Origin of the sequence: Stenotrophomonas sp. HMWF023, from assembly GCF_003060985.1 — a bacterium.
GTDB classification, from domain to species: domain Bacteria; phylum Pseudomonadota; class Gammaproteobacteria; order Xanthomonadales; family Xanthomonadaceae; genus Stenotrophomonas; species Stenotrophomonas lactitubi.
Genome location: NZ_QAIJ01000079.1, coordinates 1 through 21475 on the forward strand (window position 1 = coordinate 1; position 21475 = coordinate 21475).

The window sequence follows — 21475 nt, forward strand, 5'->3', positions numbered from 1 at the left end:
GATGGGTTTACGGCGTGTCCTGCCAACCCACACCGCCCCACCCAACCCGCAGAAACCCAGAGCCGCTTTGGCTTTGGCTTTGGCTTTGGCCGTTGCTTTCAGCTTCTGCCCGCCGCAGGCGGACCACCGCGCGTCAGCGCGGCACCTCCACATCCAGCCCGATCGGGCAGCTCACGCCGGTGCCGCCGATACCGCAGTAACCGTTCGGATTCTTCGCCAGGTACTGCTGGTGATAGTCCTCGGCGTAGTAATACGCCGGTGCCGGATACACGATCTCGGTGGTGATCGGGCCATAGCCCGCTGCGGCCAACTGCGCCTGGTAGGCCTCGCCACTGGCCAGCGCCGCCGCGTACTGCGCCTCATCGGTGGCGTGGATCGCCGAACGATACTGGGTGCCGGTGTCGTTGCCCTGGCGCATGCCCTGGGTCGGGTCGTGGCTTTCCCAGAACAGCTGCAGCAGGCGCTCCAGGCTCACCACCGCCGGGTCGAACACCACCTGCACCACCTCGGTGTGGCCGGTCAGGCCCGAGCAGACCTCTTCATAGGTGGGGTTCGGGGTGATGCCGCCTGCATAGCCCACCGAGGTGCTGTACACCCCCGGTTCGCTCCAGAACTTGCGCTCGGCACCCCAGAAGCAGCCCAGCGCGAAGCGGATCTGCTGCAGGCCGGCGAACCGGTCCTTCAGCGGATGGCTGTTCACGAAGTGCTGGTTGCTGTGCAGCGGCAGCGGTTGCTCGCGGCCCGGCAGCGCTTCTTCCGGGCGCGGCAGGCGCTGCTTGAAGGCCCCGATGCCGAGGATGCCCTGTCCGATTCCCAACATGATGCGCTCCTACGCCGGAAGGCCGGCAATGTCGTCGGCATCTGAAATGGGGTCGCCGGGGGCGTGGCCCAAGTCCAGCGCGGCGACGATGTCCTCGGCCTGTGGTCGCGCGGCGTCGGGGATACCGACCCGCAGCACGCCGAACAGCGGCAGCTCGCCCATGCCACCCAGCAGCGACTCGCCGAACACGAAGGCCGGGATGCCGGCGTCTTCCAGCGCGTGCTTGACCAGGTGGGCGTCGAACAGATTGTCGGCCTTGTACACGATGTGCATGGGGCAGCTCCGTGGGACAGGATTCCAGCATACGCCCGGGGGATGAATGGTGCCGCTGCGCTCGCCGGGCATGGCCCGGCGCTACCGGTGCGGGATGGTAGCGCCGGGCCATGCCCGGCGAGCGTAGCGGCAGCCCGGGCAGCCCTTCCCGGTAAGCGTTAGACTGGCAATCTTTCTGCCTTACTTTCGCCGACTCATGTCAGAGCACACCCCCGCCAGTCCCGAGACCCCCGCCGACAGCCACGAGAAGCGTGATTTCATCCGCCAGATCGTGCGCGAGGACCTGGCCAGCGGTAAGCACCAGGCGATCAAGACCCGCTTCCCGCCGGAGCCGAACGGCTACCTGCACATCGGCCACGCCAAGTCGATCTGCCTGAACTTCGGCATCGCCGGTGAATTCAGCGGCGTCTGCAACCTGCGTTTCGACGACACCAACCCGGCCAAGGAAGACCCGGAGTACGTGGCTGCGATCCAGGACGACGTGCGCTGGCTGGGCTTTGAGTGGAACGAGCTGCGCCATGCCTCGGACTACTTCCAGACCTATTACCTGGCCGCCGAGAAGCTGATCGCCGACGGCAAGGCCTATGTGTGCGACCTGTCGGCCGAGGAAGTGCGCGCCTACCGCGGCACCCTGACCGAACCGGGTCGTCCCTCGCCGTGGCGCGAGCGCAGCGTCGAGGAAAACCTCGACTTGTTCCGCCGCATGCGTGCCGGTGAATTCCCCGATGGCGCGCGTACCGTGCGCGCCAAGATCGACATGGCCAGCGGCAACATCAACCTGCGCGATCCGGCGCTGTACCGCATCAAGCACGTCGAGCACCAGAACACCGGCAACGCGTGGCCGATCTACCCGATGTACGACTTCGCCCATGCACTGGGCGATTCGATCGAGGGCATCACCCACTCGCTGTGCACGCTGGAATTCGAAGACCATCGCCCGCTGTACGACTGGTGCGTGGACAACGTCGACTTCGCCCACGATGACGCGCTGACCCAGCCGCTGGTCGACGCCGGCCTGCCGCGCGAAGCGGCCAAGCCGCGCCAGATCGAGTTCTCGCGCTTGAACATCAACTACACGGTGATGAGCAAGCGCAAGCTGATGGCGCTGGTCACCGAACAGCTGGTGGACGGCTGGGAAGATCCGCGCATGCCGACCCTGCAGGGCCTGCGTCGCCGTGGCTACACGCCGGCGACGATGCGCCTGTTCGCCGAGCGCGTGGGCATCAGCAAGCAGAATTCGATGATCGATTTCAGCGTGCTGGAAGGCGCGCTGCGCGAAGACCTGGACAGCGCCGCGCCGCGTCGCATGGCCGTGGTCGACCCGGTCAAGCTGGTGCTGACCAACCTGGCCGAAGGCCACGAAGAGCAGCTGACCTTCAGCAACCACCCGAAGGACGAAAGCTTCGGTACCCGCGACGTGCCGTTCGCACGTGAGGTGTGGATCGACCGCGAGGACTTCGCTGAAGTGCCGCCGAAGGGCTGGAAGCGCCTGGTTCCCGGTGGTGAAGTGCGCCTGCGCGGCGCCGGCATCATCCGCTGCGACGAAGTGATCAAGGATGCCGACGGCACCATCACCGAGCTGCGCGGCTGGCTGGATCCGGAATCGCGCCCGGGCATGGAAGGCGCCAACCGCAAGGTCAAGGGCACCATCCACTGGGTCAGCGCGGTGCACGGCGTGCCGGCCGAAATCCGCCTGTATGACCGCCTGTTCTCGGTACCGAATCCGGACGACGAATCGGAAGGCAAGACCTACCGCGACTACCTCAATCCGGAATCGCGCCGCACCGTCACCGGCTATGTCGAGCCGGCTGCTGCCACCGCTGCGCCGGAACAGTCGTTCCAGTTCGAGCGCACCGGCTACTTCGTTGCCGACCGCCGCGACCACACCGAAGCCAAGCCGGTGTTCAACCGCAGCGTGACCCTGCGCGACACCTGGTCGGCCTGAGTACCTGCGCGGGCGCCGCGAAGGCGCCCGCGTCATCCTGCAACTGCCTCATCCTCTGCTGAAGCCTGCGTAGCCGACCCTCGGTAACGGCAGGCTTTGCTGCGCGAGCGCAGGAACGCAATGCCATCGCGCAGCCGCTGCCTGCATCATCATCCCCTCCTCGTCCCTGTCAGGCCCTGCCATGTCCGCTGCCCCGAGTGCACTTCTGCCGCTGCTGCAACAGGTCCTGCTGGGCCGTGACATCGCCTGCACCGTCGAAGGTAACGACCTGCGGCTCGACAGCGGCCTGCAGCTGACGCCGCACAGCGTCTCCAGCAACGAACGCGACAACGGCGGCTGGCAGACCTCCACCGTCATCGAGACTCGCCACGCCGGCCTGTTCGCCGATGGCCTGTTCGAATACCAGCATGCCAATGGCGCGACCGAACAGGAGTCGTTGCTGTCCGGCTTCGACACCTGGGTGCGGGTGGATCTGGCGACCCTGCAGGCGGCCGTCGGTGCCGAAGACGCGCCGGATCTGCCGATGATGGGGCTGACCTACCCGACCGGCGACGAAGGCGAAGAACACGAGCGCACCGTGGTGCTGGGGCCGCTGGCCCATTACCGCGCCCGCGAACTGGACGACGCTGCCGCGTGCAGCGAGGATGACCACGGCTCCTGCCCCTGCTGCCTGTTCACCAAGAGCATCGACGCCTTCGACGACCTGCTGAAGGCCCACCACTTCCTGGCCATCCGCCTGTTCGCGTCGCGCGACGAGCAGGGCCAGTGCGAAGCCGACTGCCGGGTCAACGGCCATGACTTCGCCCCTGCCCTGCCACTGCTGCGCGCCTATGCCGCGCGCTGGCCGCAGGCGGGACTGGAGTTCCGCAAGCAGTACGTGGTGATCCGCACCGGCTCACCGTCGCCGGCCTGAACCCAGCGCGCACGCCCGGTACATGCCACTGCCGCTACACTGCGCGCCGATATCTGTTGCACCTGTTCCTTTCACTCCCAACGAGGCACCCCCGCGATGCTGTACGCGCAAGTCCACCTGACCCTTCCTGCCTGGATCCACGACCAGATCGACCTGGATCGGCGATATCCGGGCGACGAGGCCAAGGTCGCGCTGGCGATCGAGCTGTCGCGGCTGAATGTCGACCACGCCAGCGGCGGCCCGTTCGGCGCCGTGGTATTCGGGCCGGATGACAAGGTGATCGCCGCCGGCGTGAACCGGGTGATGCCGCACTCGACCTCGCTGGCGCACGCCGAGAACATGGCCTACATGCTGGCCCAGCAGCGCCTGCAGACCCCGCGCCTGAACGCGGTGCTGTCGCCGATCACCCTGGCCACCAGCTCGCAGCCGTGCTGCCAGTGCTATGGCGCCACCGTGTGGGCCGGCATCGACCGCCTGCTGATCGGCGCCAGTTCGGCCGACGTGGAAGAGCTGACCCCGTTCGATGAAGGCCCGCTGCCGGCCGACTGGGTGGGCGAACTCAACAAGCGCGGCATCGAAGTGGTGCAGGGTCTGAACCGCGATGCGGCGCGCAGCGTGCTGCGTGCCTATGGGGAAAGCGATGGCGCCCGTTACTGAGACCGGCATCGGTCTGCTGTGCCTGTGCCGGCAGGGCTTCGAGCCCGAGCTGGCCGGCGAACTGCAGTTCCGCGCAGGCGCTGCCGGTTTTGCCGGTTACGCCCGCACCCAGCGCAATGATGGCTACGTGCTCTTCATGTGCGATGAAGCGGCGGCGCTCGCACCGCGACTGCCGTGGCGCGAGCTGATCTTCGCCCGCCAGAAACTGGTGGTGCTGGCCGAGCTGCCGCAGCTGGACCCGGCCGACCGCATCACCCCGATGCTGGAAGTGCTGGCCGATGCGCCGCGCTTCGGTGATCTGTGGGTGGAGCATCCCGATTCGGACGCTGGCAAACCGCTGTCCGGGCTTGCGCGAGCGTTCGGCAATGCCCTGCGCCCGGCGCTGCGCAAGGCCGGCAAACTCAGCGACAAACCCAACGCACGCCTGCCGCGCCTGCACGTGGTGTTCGTCGATGGCACCCATGCTTTCATCTGCGTGGCCAACCCGGACGACAGTGCCCCCTGGGCATTGGGCATTCCGCGCCTGAAGCTGTTGCCCGACGCACCCTCGCGCTCGGCATTGAAGCTGGACGAGGCACTGCTGACGCTGCTTGCCCCGGAAGAACGCGAAGCGCTGGTTCGCCCGGGCATGCGCGCGGCCGACCTCGGCGCCGCACCGGGCGGTTGGACCTGGGTACTGACCCGCCAGCACGTGCATGTGCTGAGCATCGACAACGGCCCGCTGCGCCAGCACGTACTGGACACCGGCCTGGTCGAACACCTGCGCGCCGATGGCTTCCATTGGCACCCGGAGCAGTCGCTGGACTGGATGGTCTGCGACATGGTCGAGCAACCGCGTCGCGTTGCCGAACGCATGGCCACCTGGTTCCGCGAAGGCTGGTGCAGGCACGCGATCTTCAACCTGAAGCTGCCGATGAAGAAGCGCTGGGACGAGACGCGCCTGTGCCTGGACCTGTTCCAGGACCAGGCCGGCAAGCCGCTGGTGGTGCGTGCCAAGCAGCTGTACCACGACCGTGAGGAAATCACGGTGCTGGCGTCGCCGCTGCGCTGATGAACGCCCCGCGCATTTTCCTTCTGCTGTGTACCGCGTTGCTGGCATCGCCGGCACTGGCACAGCCGATGCGTCCGCAGCCGGCGCAGAGTGCTCCGCTGCGCGATGACAGTGGCGTGGTCCGACAGCAGTCGTTGTCGGCAGGCCGGGTGACCGGCAGCGTCGACATCGTGGTGCCGCTGGGCGAAACCCCGGTAACGGTGCGTTCGCTGGCGCCGGCCAGCGTGGTCGGCCAGTACCGCATCCATTTCGCCGAGCTGGACGTGGACGGTGATGGCTTCATCAGCCGTGAGGAGGCGCAGGTGACCCCGGCGCTTGCCGATGAGTTCAACGCATTGGACGTGAAGCGTCGCGGCAAACTGGACAGCGCCGATCTGGCCGGTTGGCTGGTGGATTGAGGCCGCTGCGGTAACGGTATCCACGCATGGCGTGGATCTACCGACGGCGGTAGCGCCGGGCCATGCCCGGCGGATTCCATGAACCGCACTGCGCGCTCGCCGGGCATGGCCCGGCGCTACCGGTGGATGATCCGGGGCACGCGCGCCAACCTTGGTTGGCACCCAGCGGTCACACCCCTGCGGCGCGCTTCCAGAAGGCCTGCACCAGCGACGGCCACTTGCCCACACAGCCCAACGCGCGGCCACGCGCCAGGGTCAGGTGCATTTCATCGTTGGAGAACAGCCCGTTGATCGCGTCGAAGCTGTAGGCGGCGATCTGGTTGTCGCTGCGACGCTCGCGCGCCCAGCGCTGCACGCGCTGCGGCGACAACCGGGGTTGCCCACGCCGTTCGGCCGATGGCGCCAGCCAGTGCTGCAGGGCGGCGACGTCGCGCAGGCCGAGGTTGACGCCCTGCCCGGCCAGCGGGTGCACCACATGGGCGGCATCACCGAGCGCCAGCACGCGACCGGCCACGTAGTGGCGGGCCAGCTGCCGGCGCAGCGGGAACGCCGCGCGCGGCGAGGCCAGCCGCAGTTCGCCCAGGCGCGCGGCGAAGGCGCGGGTCAGCTCACGATTGAATGCGTCTTCGTCCAGCGCCAGTACGCGTGCCGCCTCGTCGTCGGGCAACGTCCAGACGATGGAGCTGCGACGCTCGGCCACCGGCAACAACGCCAGCGGACCGCTCGGCAGGAAGCGCTGCCAGGCCGTGGCCTGGTTGGGCAGCTCGCTGTCCACATAGGCGACCACGCCGCGCTGCTGGTAATCGTGGCGCTCGACCTCGATCCCGGCCAGTCCGCGCAGGGTCGATTCCGCACCGTCGGCAGCCACGGCCAGCGCGGCTTCGATGCGACGGCCATCATCCAGGCGCAGGCGCACACCATGCTCGTCCTGCTCAAGCGCTTCCACGCGTGCCGGGCAATGCAGCTCCACGCCGGCGGCCGGCAGCGCCGCCCACAGGCGATCCTGCAGCAGGCCGTTCTCGACGATGAAACCCAGTTCGCGACGGCCGAAGCGGTCCGCGTCGAACAGCAGGTCGTCGCCACCGGCCGCGTCCCACACCTGCATGCGCCGGTACGGCCAGGCGCGCGCCTGCGCGATCGTCGGCCACACGCCGAGACGCTGCAGCAGCTGCACGTTGTCGGCGGCGAAGGCGAACACCCGCAGGTCCGGCTGTGCGGCCTGCCACGGCGCAGGTTCACGACCTTCCACCAATGCCACTGCAAGACCAGCGTCGGCCAGGGCCAGCGCACAGGCAGCACCTACCACGCCGCCGCCCACAATGGCCACGTCCAGGCGTGCGCGCCGGTTCATGCGGCTTCTCCACGGCACAGACGCGGCACGTCGCCACGGAAGCCCATCGCACCACCGACCAGCATCGACTGCACCGAGGCGCGCTGTGCAGCCACCAGGCCCAGGCTGCGCAGGGGGCGCAACAGCGGCGCCGGATTGCTGGTCAGCCGGGCAAGACCGCCGGAGAACGCCACCGTCTGTCGTCGATCCTCCTCGCGGCGGGCTACGTAGGACCGCAGCAGCGCATCACTGCCGGCGTCGCCCTCCACTTCCAGCAGCTCGGCCAACGTCAATGCATCGCGCAGGCCGAGGTTGAAGCCTTGTGCACCCAGCGGGTGGATGGTCTGCGCGGCATTGCCAAGCAGCACCGTGCGCTCCCCCACCAGCGCGCGCGCCAGTACCTGGATCAACGGATAGGCGCTGCGCGGACCGGAGTCGAGCAGGCGACCCGCACGCCAGCCGATGGCCTGCTGCAGGCGCTGCAGCCACGCGGTGTCGTCCAGCGCCATCACCGCTTCGGCCTGGTCACGGGCAACGCCATGCACGGTGCCGAAATGGCGGTCGCCACGCGGCAGCAATGCCGTCGGGCCGGTATCGGTGAAGCGCTCCCAGGCGGTGCCATCGGGCGCACGCTGGCTGCGCACGCGGGCCACGAACAGCGTCTGCTGGAAATCGTGGCGATCGACCTCGATGCCCAACGCATCGCGCACGCCGCTGCTGGTGCCGTCGGCACCAACCACCAGCCGCGCCAGCAGCACGCGCTCGCCGCTGTCATCGGCCACCCGCACCTGGCGGAAACCGTCAATGACTTCGCCCAGACCAAGGAAACGCATCGGCCGGTAGCGGCGCAGGCGTGGCAGCTCCTGCAGCCGGCTTTCCAGCGCCTGGCCAAAATCACGCGCCACCACCACCTGGCCGAACCACGGCCGGTCGTAATCTGCTGCATCGAGCTGCACGCGGCCAAAATCACCGGCGCGGCTGACATGGATGCGACGGATCGGGCCAGGCGCCATCGACAGTTTCTGCATGACCCCCAGCGCGGTCAGCGCGTTGATGGTGGCTGCGGCAAAACTGAGGTTGCGCTGGTCGAACACCGCTGGCAGTTCGCCCGCCGGGCTGGCTTCGAGCAGGCCCACGTCGCGGCCCAGCCGGTCCAGGGCGATGGCCAGGCTGGCACCCACCAGACCACCACCGACGATCAGCACGTCATGTCGTTCACTCATGGGCGCATGATACGCGCTCGCCGCGCCTGCATGCCCGGCACGGCCCCGCCTGCGCCAAGCGTCGCGCCGGGCTAGAATGAAACCTGAATCCGCTCCGGCCCCCACCGCCATGTCCGACTCCGCACCCCGCGCCTTCGTCCTGTCAGTGCTCGTGCTGTTGCTGGCGGCGACCCGCGTCAATCACTTCGCGGCAATCCCGGACGCCTCCTGGGCCGTGTTCTTCATCGGCGGCTTCTATCTCGCCCGCTGGACCCGCTGGGCCTTCCCGCTGCTGATGGTGTTCGCGGTGCTGGTCGACTGGATCGTGATCCGCAGCAGCGGCCTCGATTTCTGGCAGCACTACTGCGTGTCGCCGGGTTACTGGCTGCTGTTGCCGGCGTACTTCGCCATGTGGGCCGGCGGCATGCTGCTGGGCCGCAACTACCGCAGCGCGCAGTGGTCGGTGCTGGGCAAGGGTGCGTTGCTGCTGCTGGCGTCGGTGGCGCTGTGCCATCTGCTGGCACAGGGCGGTTTCTACTGGACCAGCCAGAACGTGGCCGAGCCGACCGTGGCCGGCTGGGCGCAGAACTACGCACAGTGGTTCGGTCCCTACCTACGCACCACCGCGATCTACGTGGCCCTGGCCGCCGCACTGCAGCTGGCCGTGGAGCAGGTGCTCAAGCTCCTGCAGGCCCGCCGCGACATCCACCACTGAGCCGCGCCATGGGTCATCGCCTCTCGCGCATCTACACCCGCACCGGCGACGACGGCAGCACCGGCCTGGGTGACGGCAGCCGGGTCGGCAAGGATGATCTGCGCGTTGCCTCCTATGGCACCGTCGACGAAGCCAATGCCACGCTCGGCCTGTTGCTCGCCGTGCCGCTGCCGGAGGACGTCCGCGCGCTGGTCGTGCACCTGCAGCACCAGCTGTTCGATCTGGGCGCTGAACTGTGCGTTCCCGGCCATGCCGCGATCCACGCCGCCGACGTATCGGCCCTGGAACAGCAGCTGGACCACTACAACGCCGACCTGCCGATGCTGAAGGAGTTCATCCTGCCGGCCGGTGGCGAGGCCGCCGCGCGCTGCCACCTGGCGCGCACTGTCGTCCGCCGCGCCGAGCGCGACACGGTGGCCCTGGCCCGTGTTGAACCGGTGCGCAGCGAAGCGCTGCAGTACCTCAACCGGTTGTCCGACCTGCTGTTCGTGCTGGCACGGGTGCTGGCACGGGCCGATGGCCACGGCGAAGCGCTGTGGCAACCACAGCATCGCCAGCGCTGAGCCGCCATGCTGGTCTTCACCCATCCCGCCTGCCTGCTGCACGATCCCGGCCCTGGCCATCCTGAATGCCCGCAACGCCTGCAGGTGGTGCTCGACGCGCTGCATGAGGCCTTCCCCGGCCAGCTGGAGTGGCGCGAAGCGCCGCCAGCCAAGTTCGGTGAACTGACCCGGGTCCACGACAGCGCGCTGCTGGATCTGGTGCTGCAACCGCAGACCGCGCCGCTGCGCCAGCTGGACATGGACACCTGGACCTCGCCGGGCTCGGCCAGTGCCGCGGTGCATGCCGCCGGTGCAGGTGTCGCGGCCGTCGATGCGGTGATGCTGGGTGAGGATCCGCTGGCCTTCTGCGCGGTGCGCCCGCCCGGCCACCATGCCACCAGCAGCACCGCGATGGGCTTCTGCCTGCTCAACAACATCGCCATCGCCGCCGCCTACGCCCGCGACCGCCACGGTCTGGAACGGATCGCGGTGGTCGACTTCGATGTCCACCACGGCAATGGCACCCAGGACATCTTCCAGCACGACGCCCGGGTGTCCTACTACAGCACCCACCAGGCCGGACTGTTCCCCGAATCCGGCCTGCGCCGTGACCGCGGCGCCGGCAACCTGATGAACATCCTGCTGCCACCGGGCAGTGGCGGCTTCCGCTTCCGCAACGTCTGGGCCGACGAGATGCTGCCGGCGATCGACGACTTCCGCCCCCAGCTGCTGCTGATCTCGGCAGGCTTCGACGCCCACCTGCGCGATCCGCAGGCCGACCTGATGCTGGAGACCGACGATTTCGCCTGGATCACCCGCGAACTGCACGCACTGGCACGCCGCCATGCCGCCGGTCGGGTGGTGTCGATGCTGGAGGGGGGATACGACCTGCAGGCCCTGGCCGAGTGCAGCGTGGCCCATCTGCAGGCACTGATGGCGACGCCTTCCGGCAACGGGCCTGGATGAACCCGAACCGGCAATCCGGGGAGGCCTTCATTGCCCCTATGCAAGGGATGGGGCAAGCTACCGTCCGTTTTCGCCCGAATCCGAACCGCGTGCGCCGAGCCCTCCGCCTGCTTCCCCTGCCCCTGAGCATCGCCGTCTGCCTTCCGGCATGGGCTGATGACAAGCCGCTCAACTGGGGCCTTTGCCCGGCCACGGACGTGATCCCTGCGTTCACCGACGCGCCGACGCCGGTGCCCGGCCAGGACAAGGCTGCCGCCAGCGCTGCGCGCGAGCAGCAGCCCACCGACATCGAGGGCGACCAGCTGCTGGGCACCACCACCGTGCCGCAGTATCAGGGCAACGTGGCGCTGCGCCGGGGCGACCAGTTCGTGGGTACCGACAAGCTCAGCTTCGATACCGAAAGCGGCAACTACGTCGCCGACGGCAACGTCCGTTACCAGGATGCGTCGATCCGGATGGTCGCCAAGCGCGCCGAGGGCAACCAGGAAAGCGACACCCACAAGATCACCGACATCCAGTACCAGCTGGTGTCCCGCCGCGGCAATGGCGAAGCCGAATCGGTCGACCTGCAGGGCGCGGTCGGGCAGATGCACCGCTCCACCTACACCACCTGCGACCCGTCGCAGCCGGTATGGCGGCTGACCGCGCCGGAGATCGAAGTCGACAACGACGAGGGCTTCGGCACCGCCCGCAACGCGGTGCTGCGGATCGGCAAGGTGCCGATCCTGTGGGCGCCCTACTTCAAGTTCCCGATCGATGACCGGCGCAAGACCGGCCTGCTGTTCCCGCAGCTGGGCATGTCCGGGCGCAACGGTTTCGATTACGCACAGCCGATCTACTTCAACCTGGCGCCGAACTACGACGACACGTTGACCCCGCGCTACATGAGCCGGCGCGGCCTGATGCTCGACAACGAGTTCCGCTACCTCTATGAAGGCGGCCGCGGCGAACTGATCACCGCGTTCATGCCCAACGACAAGCTGCGCGACCGCGACCGCGGCCAGGTGATATTCGGTGGCTACCACAACGTGGACAGCCACTGGCAGGCCCGTGCCAACCTGGCCTGGGTCAGCGACGAGCGCTACGTGGAGGACTTCGCCAACCGCCTGGTGGGCGTCACCGCCTCGAACCTGCAGAGCACCGTCGGCCTGTATGGCACCGGCAAGAACTGGACGGCCGGCATCATGGCCGACCGCTGGCAGCTGACCGACTACACCCTCAACGAGAGCGCGCTGCCGTACAACCGCCAGCCACGCCTGTTCCTCAACTGGGACAAGCCGCTGCTGCCGTGGCTGGAGACCGGTGTCTACGCCGAGGCCGTGCGCTTCACCCACGACGACATCAACTTGAAGTACGGCGCCGAGGCGGGCCCCGACCTGCAGTACACGCGCAACGGCCAGACCCAGCGCATGTACGGCGGCTCGCGCCTGGATGTGAAGCCCTACGTGTCGTTCCCGATCAGCGGCGCGGCCTGGTACATCACCCCGACGCTGGCCTACCGCTACACCGGCTACGAGCTGGACCGCGGGCTGGCCGATGCCACCCGCAGGAGCATCCTGGTCTCGCAGGGCATCGATCCGAACACGGCCACGCCGGAACAGCTGCGCGGCAATACCTCGCCCAGCCGCAGCCTGCCGATCGCCAGCCTCGATGCCGGCCTGTTCTTCGATCGTGAGACCACCCTCGGTGGCAGGTCGTTCCTGCAGACCCTGGAACCGCGCCTGTTCTACCTGCGCACGCCCTACCGCAACCAGGACGAGCTGCCGATCTTCGATACCCGCGACTTCACCTTCAGCTGGGGCCAGCTGTTCCGCGATTCGCGCTATACCGGTGCCGATCGCCAGAACGACGCCAACCAGCTGACCCTGGCGCTGGGTACCCGCTTCATCGACCAGACCACCGGCAAGGAGCGCTTCTCGGCCTCCATCGGCCAGATCCAGTACTTCGACGAATCGCGGGTGTCCGTGACTCCCGGTGGCGCGCCGGTGGAGAAGGGCAAGTCGGCCTGGATCGCCGACGGCAACTACATGATCAACGACCGCTGGACGCTGGGCGCCACCTATCAGTGGGATCCCAAGTACAAGCGCGAGGATCTGGCCAGCGTGCGTGCCCGCTACCTGATGTCCAACGACGGCGTGGTCAACCTGACCTACCGCTACCGCATCAATTCCGGCGCCCCGGCCACCGCCAACAAGCACGACCGCACCCTGCTGGAACAGGCCGACCTGTCGTTCCTGTACCCGCTGAACGAGCGCTGGAGCCTGGTGGGCCGTTACTACTATTCGATCCAGGACAAGGAACCGCTGGAGATCATCGGTGGCGTACAGTGGGACAGCTGCTGCCTGGCCGTGCGCGCCGTGGCCCGCCGCTATGTGCGCAACCGCGAAGGCGAAATGAACAACTCCATCCAGCTCGAGTTCGTGCTCAAGGGCTTGAGCTCCCTCGGCCAGGACACGGACCGCACTTTGCGCCGTGCTATCCTCGGCTACAACCGCGACGACCTCTATCTCGTGCCGCCCAGCAACACCGGCGCGACCCGCGATGACTACGATCCGAATCTGATCCCATGACCAAGAGCTTCCCCGTTCTCCTCGCATCGCTTCTGGCGGTGTCCAGCGTGTCCGCCCCCCTGCAGGTTCTTGCGCAGGAGGCCCAGCCGTTGGACCGCATCGCTGCTGTCGTCGATGAGGACGTGATCCTGCAGAGCGAGCTCCAGCGTGCGATCGCCAACATCAAGGCGCAGTACGCCGGCCGCGAGGCCCAGCTGCCCCCTGATGATGTGCTCAGCCGTCAGGTGCTCGAGCGCCTGGTGCTGGTCAAGCTGCAGGTGGCCCGTGCACAGGGCAGCGGTATCCATGTCGGTGACCAGGAACTGACCCAGGCGATGAATGCCATCGCCCAGCAGAACGGTTCGACCCTGGACGCCCTGCGTCAGCGCCTGGCCCATGACGGCATCGACTTCAACGATTTCCGCGCTTCGGTGCGTGACGAGATCACCGTGCAGCGCCTGCGCCAGAGCTTTGCGCAGAGCCGCATCAGCGTCAGCGAAGGCGAGGTCGATGCTGCCCTGAAGCAGCAGGCCGATGCCGGCAACCAGTTCCACCTGGCACACATCCTGGTCGCCCTGCCCGACGGTGCCACCGCCGAGCAGATCGCTACCGGCCAGAAGAAGGCCGACGGCGTGAAGGCGCTGCTGGACAAGGGCGAACTGGACTTCAATGCGGCGGCCGTTCGCTATTCCGACAGCCCCAATGCATTGGAAGGCGGCGACCTCGGCTGGCGCACCCTGGATGAAATCCCGGCGGCGTTCGCACAGACGATGCAGCAGATGAAGGCTGGCGAAGTGGTTGGCCCGATCCGTGGCCCGAGCGGCTTCCAGCTGCTGAAGCTGGTGGAAGTGCGTGACGCCAGCGCGGCGGCAGGCACCCACACTGTCACCGAGTACCACGGCCGCCATATCCTGGTGCGCGTGGACGATGCACAGTCCGATGCGGCCGCCAAGGCCAAGATCGATACCCTGCGCGCCCGCGTTGTCGGCGGTGCCGACTTCCAGCAGGTGGCCAAGGAATCGTCCGAGGACACCAACAGCAAGGGCCAGGGCGGCGATCTGGGCTGGTTCCCGGCCGACGCGTTCGGCCCGGCCTTCGGCCAGCAGGTGTCGGGCATCCAGGACGGCGGCGTCAGCCAGCCGTTCCGCACCGATGCGGGCTGGCACATCGTGCAGCGCGTGGGCACCCGCCAGACCGACGTCGGCAGTGACAACCAGCGCGCCCAGGTCCGCGAGACCATCGGTCGCCGCAAGCTGGAAGACGAGTACAACCGCTTCCTGCAGGAGCTGCGTGGCGAAGCCTTCGTCAGCTTCCGCAGCGGTGACCGGGCGGAAAATACCGCCACGCCTCCGCAGTCCTGAGCCATGCTCCCCGAGCTCGCTCTGGTACCGGGCGAGCCCGCCGGGATCGGCCCGGAGCTGTGTGTCCGACTGGTCCAGCAGCCGCGCGATGATTGCCGGCTGCTGGCATTCGCCGACCCGGACACCCTGCGCGCGGCCGCTGCCGCGCTGAACCTGCCCCTGCAGCTGCTGCCCGAGGACGCGCATGCCCGCGTCCCAGGCGACCTGCGCCTGCGCGCCGTCGCCAACAGCACCCCCAGCCGTTTCGGCCATACCGACCCTGCCAACGCAGGCGCAGTGATTGCGGCCCTGCTGGGTGCCGGTCAGGCCTGCCTGTCCGGTGAACTGCACGGCGTGGTGACCGGCCCGGTGCACAAGGCGGTGATCAACCAGGGCGGTATCGCCTACAGCGGCACCACCGAACTGCTGGCCGACCAGGCCGGGGTGAAGGTGGTAATGATGCTGGCCAACGACATCGTCCGCGTTGCCCTGGCCACGACCCATCTGCCGCTGCGTGAGGTCGCCGATGCGATCACCGCCCCCGGTCTGGAACACACGCTGCGCACCGTGCATGCCGCGCTGCGCCGCGAGTTCGGCCTGGCCGCGCCGCGCATCGCCGTGCTTGGCCTGAACCCGCATGCCGGTGAAGACGGCCACCTCGGTCGCGAGGAACTGGATCTGGTCATCCCCTTGCTGCAGCGCCTGCGCGACGAGGGCATGGACCTGATCGGCCCGCTGCCGGCCGATACCGCGTTCCTGCCAGCCAAGCTGGCCGGCTTCGACACCGTGCTGGCCATGTACCACGACCAGGGCCTGCCGGTGCTGAAGTACTCCGGCTTCGAGCAGGCGGTGAACCTGACCCTGGGCTTGCCCTACCCGCGCCTGGCGGTGGACCACGGCACCGCGCTGGATCTTGCCGGCCGCGGCATTGCCGATCCTTCCAGCCTGCAGGCCGCCACGACGCTGTGTGCGCGGCTGGCGCGGCAACGTACACTGAGCACATGACTTCCCCGCATTCCCCCTCCGGCCCGGTGTTTTCCGCCCCGGCCAAGAAGCAGCTCGGCCAGCACTTCCTTGCCGACCGCTACTACATCGACAAGATCGTGATGGCGGTCAATCCCAGGGACGGCGACCGCCTGGTCGAGATCGGCCCGGGCCAGGGTGCGATCACCCTGCCGCTGCTGCGCGTGCACCCGAAGATGACGGTGATCGAGTTCGACCGCGACCTGATCGCGCCGTTGACCGCCGCCGCCGAACCGCTGGGCGAGTTGACCATCGTCAACCGCGACGTGCTGCGGGTAGACTTCACCGAGCTTGCCGATGGCCAGCCGATCCGCCTGGTCGGCAACCTGCCCTACAACATCTCCTCGCCGATCCTGTTCCACGCGCTGGAACACGCGCCGGTGATCCTGGACATGCACTTCATGCTGCAGAAGGAAGTGGTCGATCGCATGGCCGCCGGTCCCGGCAGCAAGGTGTTCGGCCGCCTCAGCGTGATGCTGCAGGCCTACTGCGAGGTGACCTCGCTGTTCGTGGTGCCGCCGGGTGCGTTCAGGCCGCCGCCGAAGGTTGATTCGGCCGTGGTGCGTCTGATACCGCGCGACCCGGCCACCATCAACATCAAGGACCACAAGCGCTTCGCCGACGTGGTCAGGGCCGCCTTCGGCCAACGCCGCAAGACCCTGCGCAATGCCCTGAACAACGTGGTCAGCGCCGAGCAGTTCGTGGCCGCCGGCGTGCGTCCCGACGCCCGCGCCGAACAGCTGGACGTGGCTGAATTCATCGCTTTGGCCAATGCCTCCTGATTACACTGCTGGTATGGAAGACGCTGACGTTTACGCCATCTCCGTCGAAGTCGCACCGCGCTTCCTCGACGACCAATCCGCACCGGAAGACGGTCGCTATGCGTTCGCCTATACGATCCGCATCCACAACCAGGGCCGCGTTGCCGCGCGCCTGGTCGCACGCCATTGGCGCATCACCGATGCCAACGGCCGTGTCGAGCATGTCGATGGCGATGGCGTGATCGGCGAACAGCCGCGACTGCGCCCGGGTGAAGACTTCCATTACACCTCAGGTGTCATGCTCGGCACCGAGCACGGCACGATGCAGGGCCATTACGACATGGTGGCCGACGATGGCACCGAATTTGCCGCGCCGGTCGCACCCTTCGTGCTGGCCATCCCGCGCACCCTGCACTGACACGGAGGCCGAACGATGAGTGTATGGGCGATCGGCGACCTGCAAGGCTGCTATGACGTAACCCAGCGCCTGCTGGAAAAGATCCGCTTCGATCCGGCGCAGGACACCCTGTGGTTCTGCGGCGACCTGGTCAACCGCGGCGGACAGTCGCTGGAAACGCTGCGGCTGGTGCATTCGCTGCGCGAACACAGCGTGGTGGTGCTCGGCAACCACGACCTTTCCCTGCTGGCCGTCGGTGCGCGCACCGAAGAGGAACAGCGCAAGGTCAACCCGGACCTGCTGCGCATCGTGCAGGCCGAAGACCGTGATGTGCTGCTGGACTGGCTGCGCCTGCAGAAACTGGTGCACGTGGACCGCGAGCTGGGCTGGATGATGGTGCATGCCGGCCTGGCGCCGAAGTGGACCACGCAGATGGCCGAGAAGCATGCGGCCGAAGTGGAAGTGCAGCTGCACGGCGCCGGCTACCGCAAGCTGTTCCGCAACATGTACGGCGACAAGCCCAGCTGGGCGCCGAACCTGACCGGCTACGAGCGCTCGCGGGCGATCATCAACGTGCTGACGCGCATGCGCTACTGCACCTCGCGCGGCCGTATCGGCATCGAGGACAAGGGCACCCCGGGCACCCAGGAACAGGGGCTATATCCCTGGTTCGAAGTGCCGGGCCGGGTCGAGCGCGACCTCAAGGTGGTCTGTGGCCATTGGTCCGCGCTCGGCCTGACCATCACCCAGGGCATCCACGCGATCGACACCGGTGCAGTGTGGGGGGGCAAGCTCACCGCGATCCGGCTCGACACCGATGAGCTGCGTGTGGTGCAGGTACCGGGACGTGACGTGCCGGCACCGGTCGCCAACGCGCGGCCGCCTGCACGGCCTGCCCATGAGCGCGTGGCAGGGCAAGGCAAGGACAGCGGCCAGGGCAACGGCAACGCTGCAACGGCCGGCGCCCCCGGCAACCGTGGTCCGCGTCGGCGCCGCCGCCGTGGTGGCGGTGGCGGTGGCGGTGGCAACAACAACAACGGCACGCCCCCTTCGGCATGAAGCCAGGCAACCGCGCACCATGGACGGTGCTGCTGCTGACGCTGGCCCTGGCCAGCGGCTGCCAGCCCACGTCGTCGCCAGCGACCGCCGGCGCCGACAAGGCCGCCGCCCCTGCTTCAGCAACGACACCCTCACCACCGCTGGTCGCTGCCGCCCGCGCGCAGATCGGCGTCACCACCCGCTACGACCCTGCCTATCAGGTGCTCGCCTACCCCGCTGGCGACGTTCCCGCTGATCGCGGCGTATGCACTGACGTGGTGATACGCGCGCTGCGTACGCAGGGGCTGGACCTGCAGGTCCGCGTGAACGAAGACATGCGCGCTGATTTCAGCGCCTACCCGGCGCTGTGGGGACTGTCACGACCGGATCGGAACATCGACCATCGGCGCGTGCCCAACCTGATGCGCTGGTTCGATCGCCAGGGCTGGCAGCAGCCGATCAGTGCGCGCGCCAGCGATTTCGCTGCCGGCGACATCGTTGCCTGGAAGCTCAACGGCAACGGCCTGCTGCACGTGGGCATCGTCTCCGACCGGCGCCTGGCCGACGGCACGCCGCTGGTGCTGCACAACATCGCGCGTGGTACGCGGGAAGAGAACCTGCTGTTCCAGCACGCCATCATCGGCCACTACCGGATGCCGTAAACGATCCTGTAGCGCCGAGCCATGCTCGGCTCCGCGCCATGTCCAGCAACGACAGCCGAGCATGGCTCGGCCCTACAGGAAGCCGCGCTCAGCGACGCACGTAATGCACGAAGCGGAAGGCGTAGGCGTGGCGTTCGTCAGCGGGATGCGGCTCGCTGCTCACCTCCTGCCAGTCACCCGGGTCCAGCTCGGGGAAGTGGGTGTCGGCCGGTACTTCGGCATCCACCCAGGTCAGGTACAGATCACTGGCCTGGTCCAGCAGCTGGCGGAAGATCTCGCCACCACCAATGATGCACAGCTCACTGGCGCCCTCACCTTCTGCAATCGCTTTTGCCTCGTCCAGCGAGGCCACCGCACGCATCCCCTCGAACGGCACCTGGCCGCTGCGGGTCAGCACCAGGTTGGTCCGGCCCGGCAGCACGCGGCCGATCGATTCGGCGGTCTTGCGCCCCATCAGGATCGGTTTGCCCAGGGTCAACGCCTTGAAGTGCTTGAAGTCGTCCGGCAGGTGCCAAGGCATGGCATTGCCCTGGCCGATGCCGCGGTTGCGATCCAGCGCCACCACCATCGACAGCTTCATCGTACTCACACCGCCACCGGTGCCTTGATCGCCGGATGCGGATCGTAGCCGTCGATGCGGATGTCGTCGAACTGGAAGCCGAACAGATTGGTCACCTCCGGGTTCAACCACAGCGTCGGCAGCGCGCGCGGCGCCCGCGACAGCTGCTCGCGGGCCTGCTCGAAGTGGTTCGAATACAGGTGCGCATCGCCCAGCGTATGCACGAAATCGCCGACGCCCAGGCCGGTGGCCTGCGCCACCATGTGGGTCAGCAGCGCGTAGCTGGCGATGTTGAACGGCACGCCGAGGAAGATGTCACCGCTGCGCTGGTACAGCTGGCAGCTGAGCTTGCCGTCCACCACGTAGAACTGGAACAGGTTGTGGCACGGCATCAGCGCCATCTGCGAGAGCTCGCCCACGTTCCAGGCACTGACCACCAGCCGCCGTGAATCCGGGTTGCGCTTGATCTCGTCCACCAGCCACTGCATCTGGTCGATGCTGCCACCGTCGGCCGTGGCCCAGCTGCGCCACTGCTTGCCGTACACCGGGCCGAGGTCGCCGTTTTCGTCGGCCCACTCGTCCCAGATGCGCACCTGGTTGTCCTTGAGGTAACCGATGTTGGTATCGCCCTTCAGGAACCACAGCAGCTCGTGGATGATCGAGCGCAGGTGCAGCTTCTTGGTGGTGACCAGCGGAAAGCCGTCGTTGAGGTTGAAGCGCATCTGCCAGCCGAATACGCTGCGGGTGCCGGTGCCGGTGCGGTCGCTCTTCTCCGCGCCGTGTTCGAGCACGTGCGAGAGCAGGTCCAGGTAGGCCTTCATGCCTTGCCCTCGGCGACCACCAGCGGCTGCGGCTGCAGCACCGGCGCGCGGCGCGACAGCACCAGCAGCACCAGGCCGAAGGCGATCAGCGGCACGCACAGGATCTGGCCCTTGGTCAGCCAGCCGAACGCCACATAGACGCCGTTGTCGGGCATGCGCACGAACTCCACGGCGAAGCGGAAGATGCCGTACAGCAGCGCGAACAGGCCTCCGATGAGATAGCGATGGCGCGGCTTGGCCGACACCGTCCACAACACCACGAACATCACCAGCCCTTCCAGCAGCGCTTCATACAACTGCGACGGATGGCGGGCGAACTGATTCAGCGCACCGCTGGCGAACTGCGACTGCAGGGTAGCGTGGTCAAGCTGGTTCAGCGGCGCCGGCAGGCCGGACGGGAACACCACGCCCCAGCTGCCGTCGGTGTACTTGCCCCACAGCTCGGCGCCGATGAAGTTGCCGACGCGGCCAAAACCCAGGCCCAGCGGCACCAGCGGCGCCATGAAATCCATGGTGTCGAAGAAGTGCAATGCGTGCTTGCGCGACCACCACCAGCAGGCGGCGATCACGCCCAGCAGGCCACCGTGGAAGCTCATGCCGCCGTCCCACACCTTGAACAGCAGCAGCGGGTTGTGCAGGAAATCGCCCAGCGCGTAGAACAGCATGTAGCCGATGCGGCCGCCCAGCACCACGCCGAGCATGGCGTAGAACAGCAGGTCGGAGAAACCGTTGGCATCGACGCCCGGCAGGCGCCCGTCGGCGATCCGCTTGCGCCCCAGCAGCCAGGCGGCGGTGAAGCCGAGCAGGTACATGATGCCGTACCAGTGCACCTTGATCGGTCCCAGCGAGAGGGCGATGGGGTCGATGTCGTGGAAATAGATCATGAAGGGCGCCTTGCAGGGATGCCGATATTCTAGCGCCGCCCGGGAGCGGCCTCGCGGCGGCCCCGGTCACGCGATTGCCGGGCTTCAGCCCAGGATCTGCGGCGTGTCCGGCAGGCCGTCCTGATCGGACCGCGCCGAGGCCGGAAAGTGCCCTTCCAGCAGGGTGGAAACCTCGTCGATGGCATCGCGCAGCGCCGCCACCGGCTGAGAGCCGCGCAGACCCTCACGCAGGTGGGTGCAGACCCGCTGCCATTGCTCGGGCGCGACCCGCCCCTGCAGGCCGCGGTCGGCGACGATCTCGATGGCATGGTCGGCCAGCAGCAGGTAGATCAGCACACCGTTGTTGTGGGTGGTATCCCAGGTGCGCAGGCGAGCGAAGGCATGCTCGGCCGCCTGCCGCGGGGTCACCTTGTGCCACAGCGCGTGCAGCGGCAGATCGGCCTCGACCGCGAACATCACCTGGCCGCCATGGCGCTGCTCGCCTGCGGCGATTGCCTCGGTGATCGCCTGCAGCGTGGCCGGCGGAAACGCCCGGCGTACCGATGGCGAAAACAGATGCCTGCAGAGACGCTGGATCATCACCAGCCCCCCGAGGCGCCGCCGCCACCGGAACGGCCGCCACCACCGCC

The 21475-nt window shown here is 67.7% G+C and carries 23 protein-coding genes; 15 read left to right on the forward strand and 8 right to left on the reverse strand.

Annotated elements, in window-relative coordinates:
* Positions 1 to 133: 133 nt before the first annotated feature.
* Complete coding sequence (gene msrA, locus DBR20_RS03170) at positions 134 to 799, reverse strand: peptide-methionine (S)-S-oxide reductase MsrA (protein ID WP_181393010.1); 666 nt, start codon at positions 797 to 799, stop codon at positions 134 to 136.
* 30 nt (positions 800 to 829) lie between these two features.
* Positions 830 to 1093, reverse strand: a complete 264-nt coding sequence (locus DBR20_RS03175) for a DUF2007 domain-containing protein (protein ID WP_089238899.1) — start codon at positions 1091 to 1093, stop codon at positions 830 to 832.
* A 196-nt stretch (positions 1094 to 1289) separates the two neighbouring features.
* Here DBR20_RS03175 and DBR20_RS03180 point away from each other — a divergent pair, with 196 nt between their 5' ends.
* The 5 genes from DBR20_RS03180 (at position 1290) to DBR20_RS03200 (ending at position 6057) form a co-directional block, all read left to right on the forward strand.
* The gene (locus DBR20_RS03180) at positions 1290 to 3038 is read left to right on the forward strand and encodes a glutamine--tRNA ligase/YqeY domain fusion protein (RefSeq protein WP_108265159.1); all 1749 of its coding nucleotides are present in this window, start codon (positions 1290 to 1292) and stop codon (positions 3036 to 3038) included.
* 181 nt (positions 3039 to 3219) lie between these two features.
* Positions 3220 to 3951, forward strand: a complete 732-nt coding sequence (locus DBR20_RS03185; protein ID WP_108265160.1) for a DUF6348 family protein — start codon at positions 3220 to 3222, stop codon at positions 3949 to 3951.
* 96 nt (positions 3952 to 4047) lie between these two features.
* Complete coding sequence (locus DBR20_RS03190) at positions 4048 to 4608, forward strand: nucleoside deaminase (RefSeq protein WP_033830398.1); 561 nt, start codon at positions 4048 to 4050, stop codon at positions 4606 to 4608.
* The gene (gene rlmM, locus DBR20_RS03195) at positions 4592 to 5659 is read left to right on the forward strand and encodes a 23S rRNA (cytidine(2498)-2'-O)-methyltransferase RlmM (protein ID WP_108265161.1); all 1068 of its coding nucleotides are present in this window, start codon (positions 4592 to 4594) and stop codon (positions 5657 to 5659) included. Before DBR20_RS03190 ends, rlmM begins: the two co-directional genes overlap by 17 nt.
* Complete coding sequence (locus tag DBR20_RS03200) at positions 5659 to 6057, forward strand: hypothetical protein (protein ID WP_108265162.1); 399 nt, start codon at positions 5659 to 5661, stop codon at positions 6055 to 6057. The genes rlmM and DBR20_RS03200 overlap by 1 nt, the downstream gene beginning before the upstream one ends.
* A gap of 169 nt (positions 6058 to 6226) precedes the next feature.
* Here the strand turns inward: DBR20_RS03200 and DBR20_RS03205 are convergent, their stop codons facing one another.
* A complete protein-coding gene (locus DBR20_RS03205; RefSeq protein ID WP_108265163.1) occupies positions 6227 to 7408 on the reverse strand; it encodes a UbiH/UbiF family hydroxylase in 1182 nt (393 codons plus the stop codon).
* On the reverse strand, positions 7405 to 8610 hold the full coding sequence (gene ubiH / locus DBR20_RS03210; RefSeq protein WP_108265164.1) for a 2-octaprenyl-6-methoxyphenyl hydroxylase: 1206 nt from the start codon (positions 8608 to 8610) through the stop codon (positions 7405 to 7407). The genes DBR20_RS03205 and ubiH overlap by 4 nt, the downstream gene beginning before the upstream one ends.
* A gap of 109 nt (positions 8611 to 8719) precedes the next feature.
* Here ubiH and DBR20_RS03215 point away from each other — a divergent pair, with 109 nt between their 5' ends.
* The 10 genes from DBR20_RS03215 (at position 8720) to DBR20_RS03260 (ending at position 18582) form a co-directional block, all read left to right on the forward strand.
* Positions 8720 to 9304 (forward strand): hypothetical protein, encoded by a 585-nt coding sequence (locus DBR20_RS03215; protein ID WP_108265165.1) that lies wholly within the window; start codon positions 8720 to 8722, stop codon positions 9302 to 9304.
* Between the two features lie 8 nt (positions 9305 to 9312).
* A complete protein-coding gene (locus tag DBR20_RS03220; RefSeq protein ID WP_089238883.1) occupies positions 9313 to 9867 on the forward strand; it encodes a cob(I)yrinic acid a,c-diamide adenosyltransferase in 555 nt (184 codons plus the stop codon).
* 6 nt (positions 9868 to 9873) lie between these two features.
* Positions 9874 to 10812, forward strand: a complete 939-nt coding sequence (locus DBR20_RS03225; protein ID WP_100551605.1) for a histone deacetylase family protein — start codon at positions 9874 to 9876, stop codon at positions 10810 to 10812.
* Between the two features lie 89 nt (positions 10813 to 10901).
* The gene (gene lptD, locus DBR20_RS03230) at positions 10902 to 13382 is read left to right on the forward strand and encodes an LPS-assembly protein LptD (RefSeq protein WP_229980722.1); all 2481 of its coding nucleotides are present in this window, start codon (positions 10902 to 10904) and stop codon (positions 13380 to 13382) included.
* Positions 13379 to 14722, forward strand: coding sequence for a peptidylprolyl isomerase (locus tag DBR20_RS03235; protein WP_108265167.1), 1344 nt, complete (start codon positions 13379 to 13381; stop codon positions 14720 to 14722). The genes lptD and DBR20_RS03235 overlap by 4 nt, the downstream gene beginning before the upstream one ends.
* Positions 14723 to 14725: 3 nt before the next feature.
* Positions 14726 to 15706, forward strand: a complete 981-nt coding sequence (gene pdxA / locus DBR20_RS03240) for a 4-hydroxythreonine-4-phosphate dehydrogenase PdxA (RefSeq protein ID WP_108265168.1) — start codon at positions 14726 to 14728, stop codon at positions 15704 to 15706.
* On the forward strand, positions 15703 to 16506 hold the full coding sequence (rsmA, locus tag DBR20_RS03245) for a 16S rRNA (adenine(1518)-N(6)/adenine(1519)-N(6))-dimethyltransferase RsmA (RefSeq protein WP_108265169.1): 804 nt from the start codon (positions 15703 to 15705) through the stop codon (positions 16504 to 16506). Before pdxA ends, rsmA begins: the two co-directional genes overlap by 4 nt.
* Positions 16507 to 16519: 13 nt before the next feature.
* Positions 16520 to 16903: a Co2+/Mg2+ efflux protein ApaG gene (gene apaG / locus DBR20_RS03250; RefSeq protein ID WP_025877914.1), complete on the forward strand. Its 384-nt coding sequence runs from the start codon at positions 16520 to 16522 to the stop codon at positions 16901 to 16903.
* 15 nt (positions 16904 to 16918) lie between these two features.
* Positions 16919 to 17941, forward strand: a complete 1023-nt coding sequence (locus tag DBR20_RS03255) for a symmetrical bis(5'-nucleosyl)-tetraphosphatase (protein ID WP_108265170.1) — start codon at positions 16919 to 16921, stop codon at positions 17939 to 17941.
* Positions 17938 to 18582 (forward strand): DUF1287 domain-containing protein, encoded by a 645-nt coding sequence (locus tag DBR20_RS03260; protein WP_108265171.1) that lies wholly within the window; start codon positions 17938 to 17940, stop codon positions 18580 to 18582. The genes DBR20_RS03255 and DBR20_RS03260 overlap by 4 nt, the downstream gene beginning before the upstream one ends.
* An 88-nt stretch (positions 18583 to 18670) precedes the next feature.
* On the opposite strand, the gene DBR20_RS03265 is transcribed toward DBR20_RS03260, so the two are convergent.
* From DBR20_RS03265 to DBR20_RS03280, 4 genes are all read right to left on the reverse strand, one after another.
* A complete protein-coding gene (locus DBR20_RS03265; RefSeq protein WP_108265172.1) occupies positions 18671 to 19162 on the reverse strand; it encodes a dihydrofolate reductase in 492 nt (163 codons plus the stop codon).
* Positions 19163 to 19167: 5 nt separating this feature from the next.
* On the reverse strand, positions 19168 to 19962 hold the full coding sequence (locus DBR20_RS03270; protein WP_108265173.1) for a thymidylate synthase: 795 nt from the start codon (positions 19960 to 19962) through the stop codon (positions 19168 to 19170).
* On the reverse strand, positions 19959 to 20846 hold the full coding sequence (gene lgt / locus DBR20_RS03275) for a prolipoprotein diacylglyceryl transferase (protein ID WP_108265174.1): 888 nt from the start codon (positions 20844 to 20846) through the stop codon (positions 19959 to 19961). Before lgt ends, DBR20_RS03270 begins: the two co-directional genes overlap by 4 nt.
* Before the next feature lie 84 nt (positions 20847 to 20930).
* Entirely contained in the window at positions 20931 to 21425 is a 495-nt protein-coding gene (locus tag DBR20_RS03280; RefSeq protein WP_108265175.1) for a TPM domain-containing protein, read from the reverse strand.
* Positions 21426 to 21475 lie beyond the last annotated feature (50 nt).

Coding starts and splice junctions, on each gene's coding strand:
- lgt (WP_108265174.1), bottom strand. CDS start 20,846: ATGATCTATTTCCACGACATCGACCCCATCGCCCTCTCGCTGGGACCG.
- DBR20_RS03260 (WP_108265171.1), top strand. CDS start 17,938: ATGAAGCCAGGCAACCGCGCACCATGGACGGTGCTGCTGCTGACGCTG.
- DBR20_RS03205 (WP_108265163.1), bottom strand. CDS start 7,408: ATGAACCGGCGCGCACGCCTGGACGTGGCCATTGTGGGCGGCGGCGTG.
- apaG (WP_025877914.1), top strand. CDS start 16,520: ATGGAAGACGCTGACGTTTACGCCATCTCCGTCGAAGTCGCACCGCGC.
- pdxA (WP_108265168.1), top strand. CDS start 14,726: ATGCTCCCCGAGCTCGCTCTGGTACCGGGCGAGCCCGCCGGGATCGGC.
- DBR20_RS03175 (WP_089238899.1), bottom strand. CDS start 1,093: ATGCACATCGTGTACAAGGCCGACAATCTGTTCGACGCCCACCTGGTC.
- ubiH (WP_108265164.1), bottom strand. CDS start 8,610: ATGAGTGAACGACATGACGTGCTGATCGTCGGTGGTGGTCTGGTGGGT.
- DBR20_RS03280 (WP_108265175.1), bottom strand. CDS start 21,425: ATGATCCAGCGTCTCTGCAGGCATCTGTTTTCGCCATCGGTACGCCGG.
- DBR20_RS03180 (WP_108265159.1), top strand. CDS start 1,290: ATGTCAGAGCACACCCCCGCCAGTCCCGAGACCCCCGCCGACAGCCAC.
- DBR20_RS03235 (WP_108265167.1), top strand. CDS start 13,379: ATGACCAAGAGCTTCCCCGTTCTCCTCGCATCGCTTCTGGCGGTGTCC.
- DBR20_RS03255 (WP_108265170.1), top strand. CDS start 16,919: ATGAGTGTATGGGCGATCGGCGACCTGCAAGGCTGCTATGACGTAACC.
- DBR20_RS03215 (WP_108265165.1), top strand. CDS start 8,720: ATGTCCGACTCCGCACCCCGCGCCTTCGTCCTGTCAGTGCTCGTGCTG.
- rlmM (WP_108265161.1), top strand. CDS start 4,592: ATGGCGCCCGTTACTGAGACCGGCATCGGTCTGCTGTGCCTGTGCCGG.
- DBR20_RS03200 (WP_108265162.1), top strand. CDS start 5,659: ATGAACGCCCCGCGCATTTTCCTTCTGCTGTGTACCGCGTTGCTGGCA.
- DBR20_RS03190 (WP_033830398.1), top strand. CDS start 4,048: ATGCTGTACGCGCAAGTCCACCTGACCCTTCCTGCCTGGATCCACGAC.
- DBR20_RS03265 (WP_108265172.1), bottom strand. CDS start 19,162: ATGAAGCTGTCGATGGTGGTGGCGCTGGATCGCAACCGCGGCATCGGC.
- rsmA (WP_108265169.1), top strand. CDS start 15,703: ATGACTTCCCCGCATTCCCCCTCCGGCCCGGTGTTTTCCGCCCCGGCC.
- DBR20_RS03225 (WP_100551605.1), top strand. CDS start 9,874: ATGCTGGTCTTCACCCATCCCGCCTGCCTGCTGCACGATCCCGGCCCT.
- DBR20_RS03185 (WP_108265160.1), top strand. CDS start 3,220: ATGTCCGCTGCCCCGAGTGCACTTCTGCCGCTGCTGCAACAGGTCCTG.
- DBR20_RS03270 (WP_108265173.1), bottom strand. CDS start 19,962: ATGAAGGCCTACCTGGACCTGCTCTCGCACGTGCTCGAACACGGCGCG.
- DBR20_RS03220 (WP_089238883.1), top strand. CDS start 9,313: ATGGGTCATCGCCTCTCGCGCATCTACACCCGCACCGGCGACGACGGC.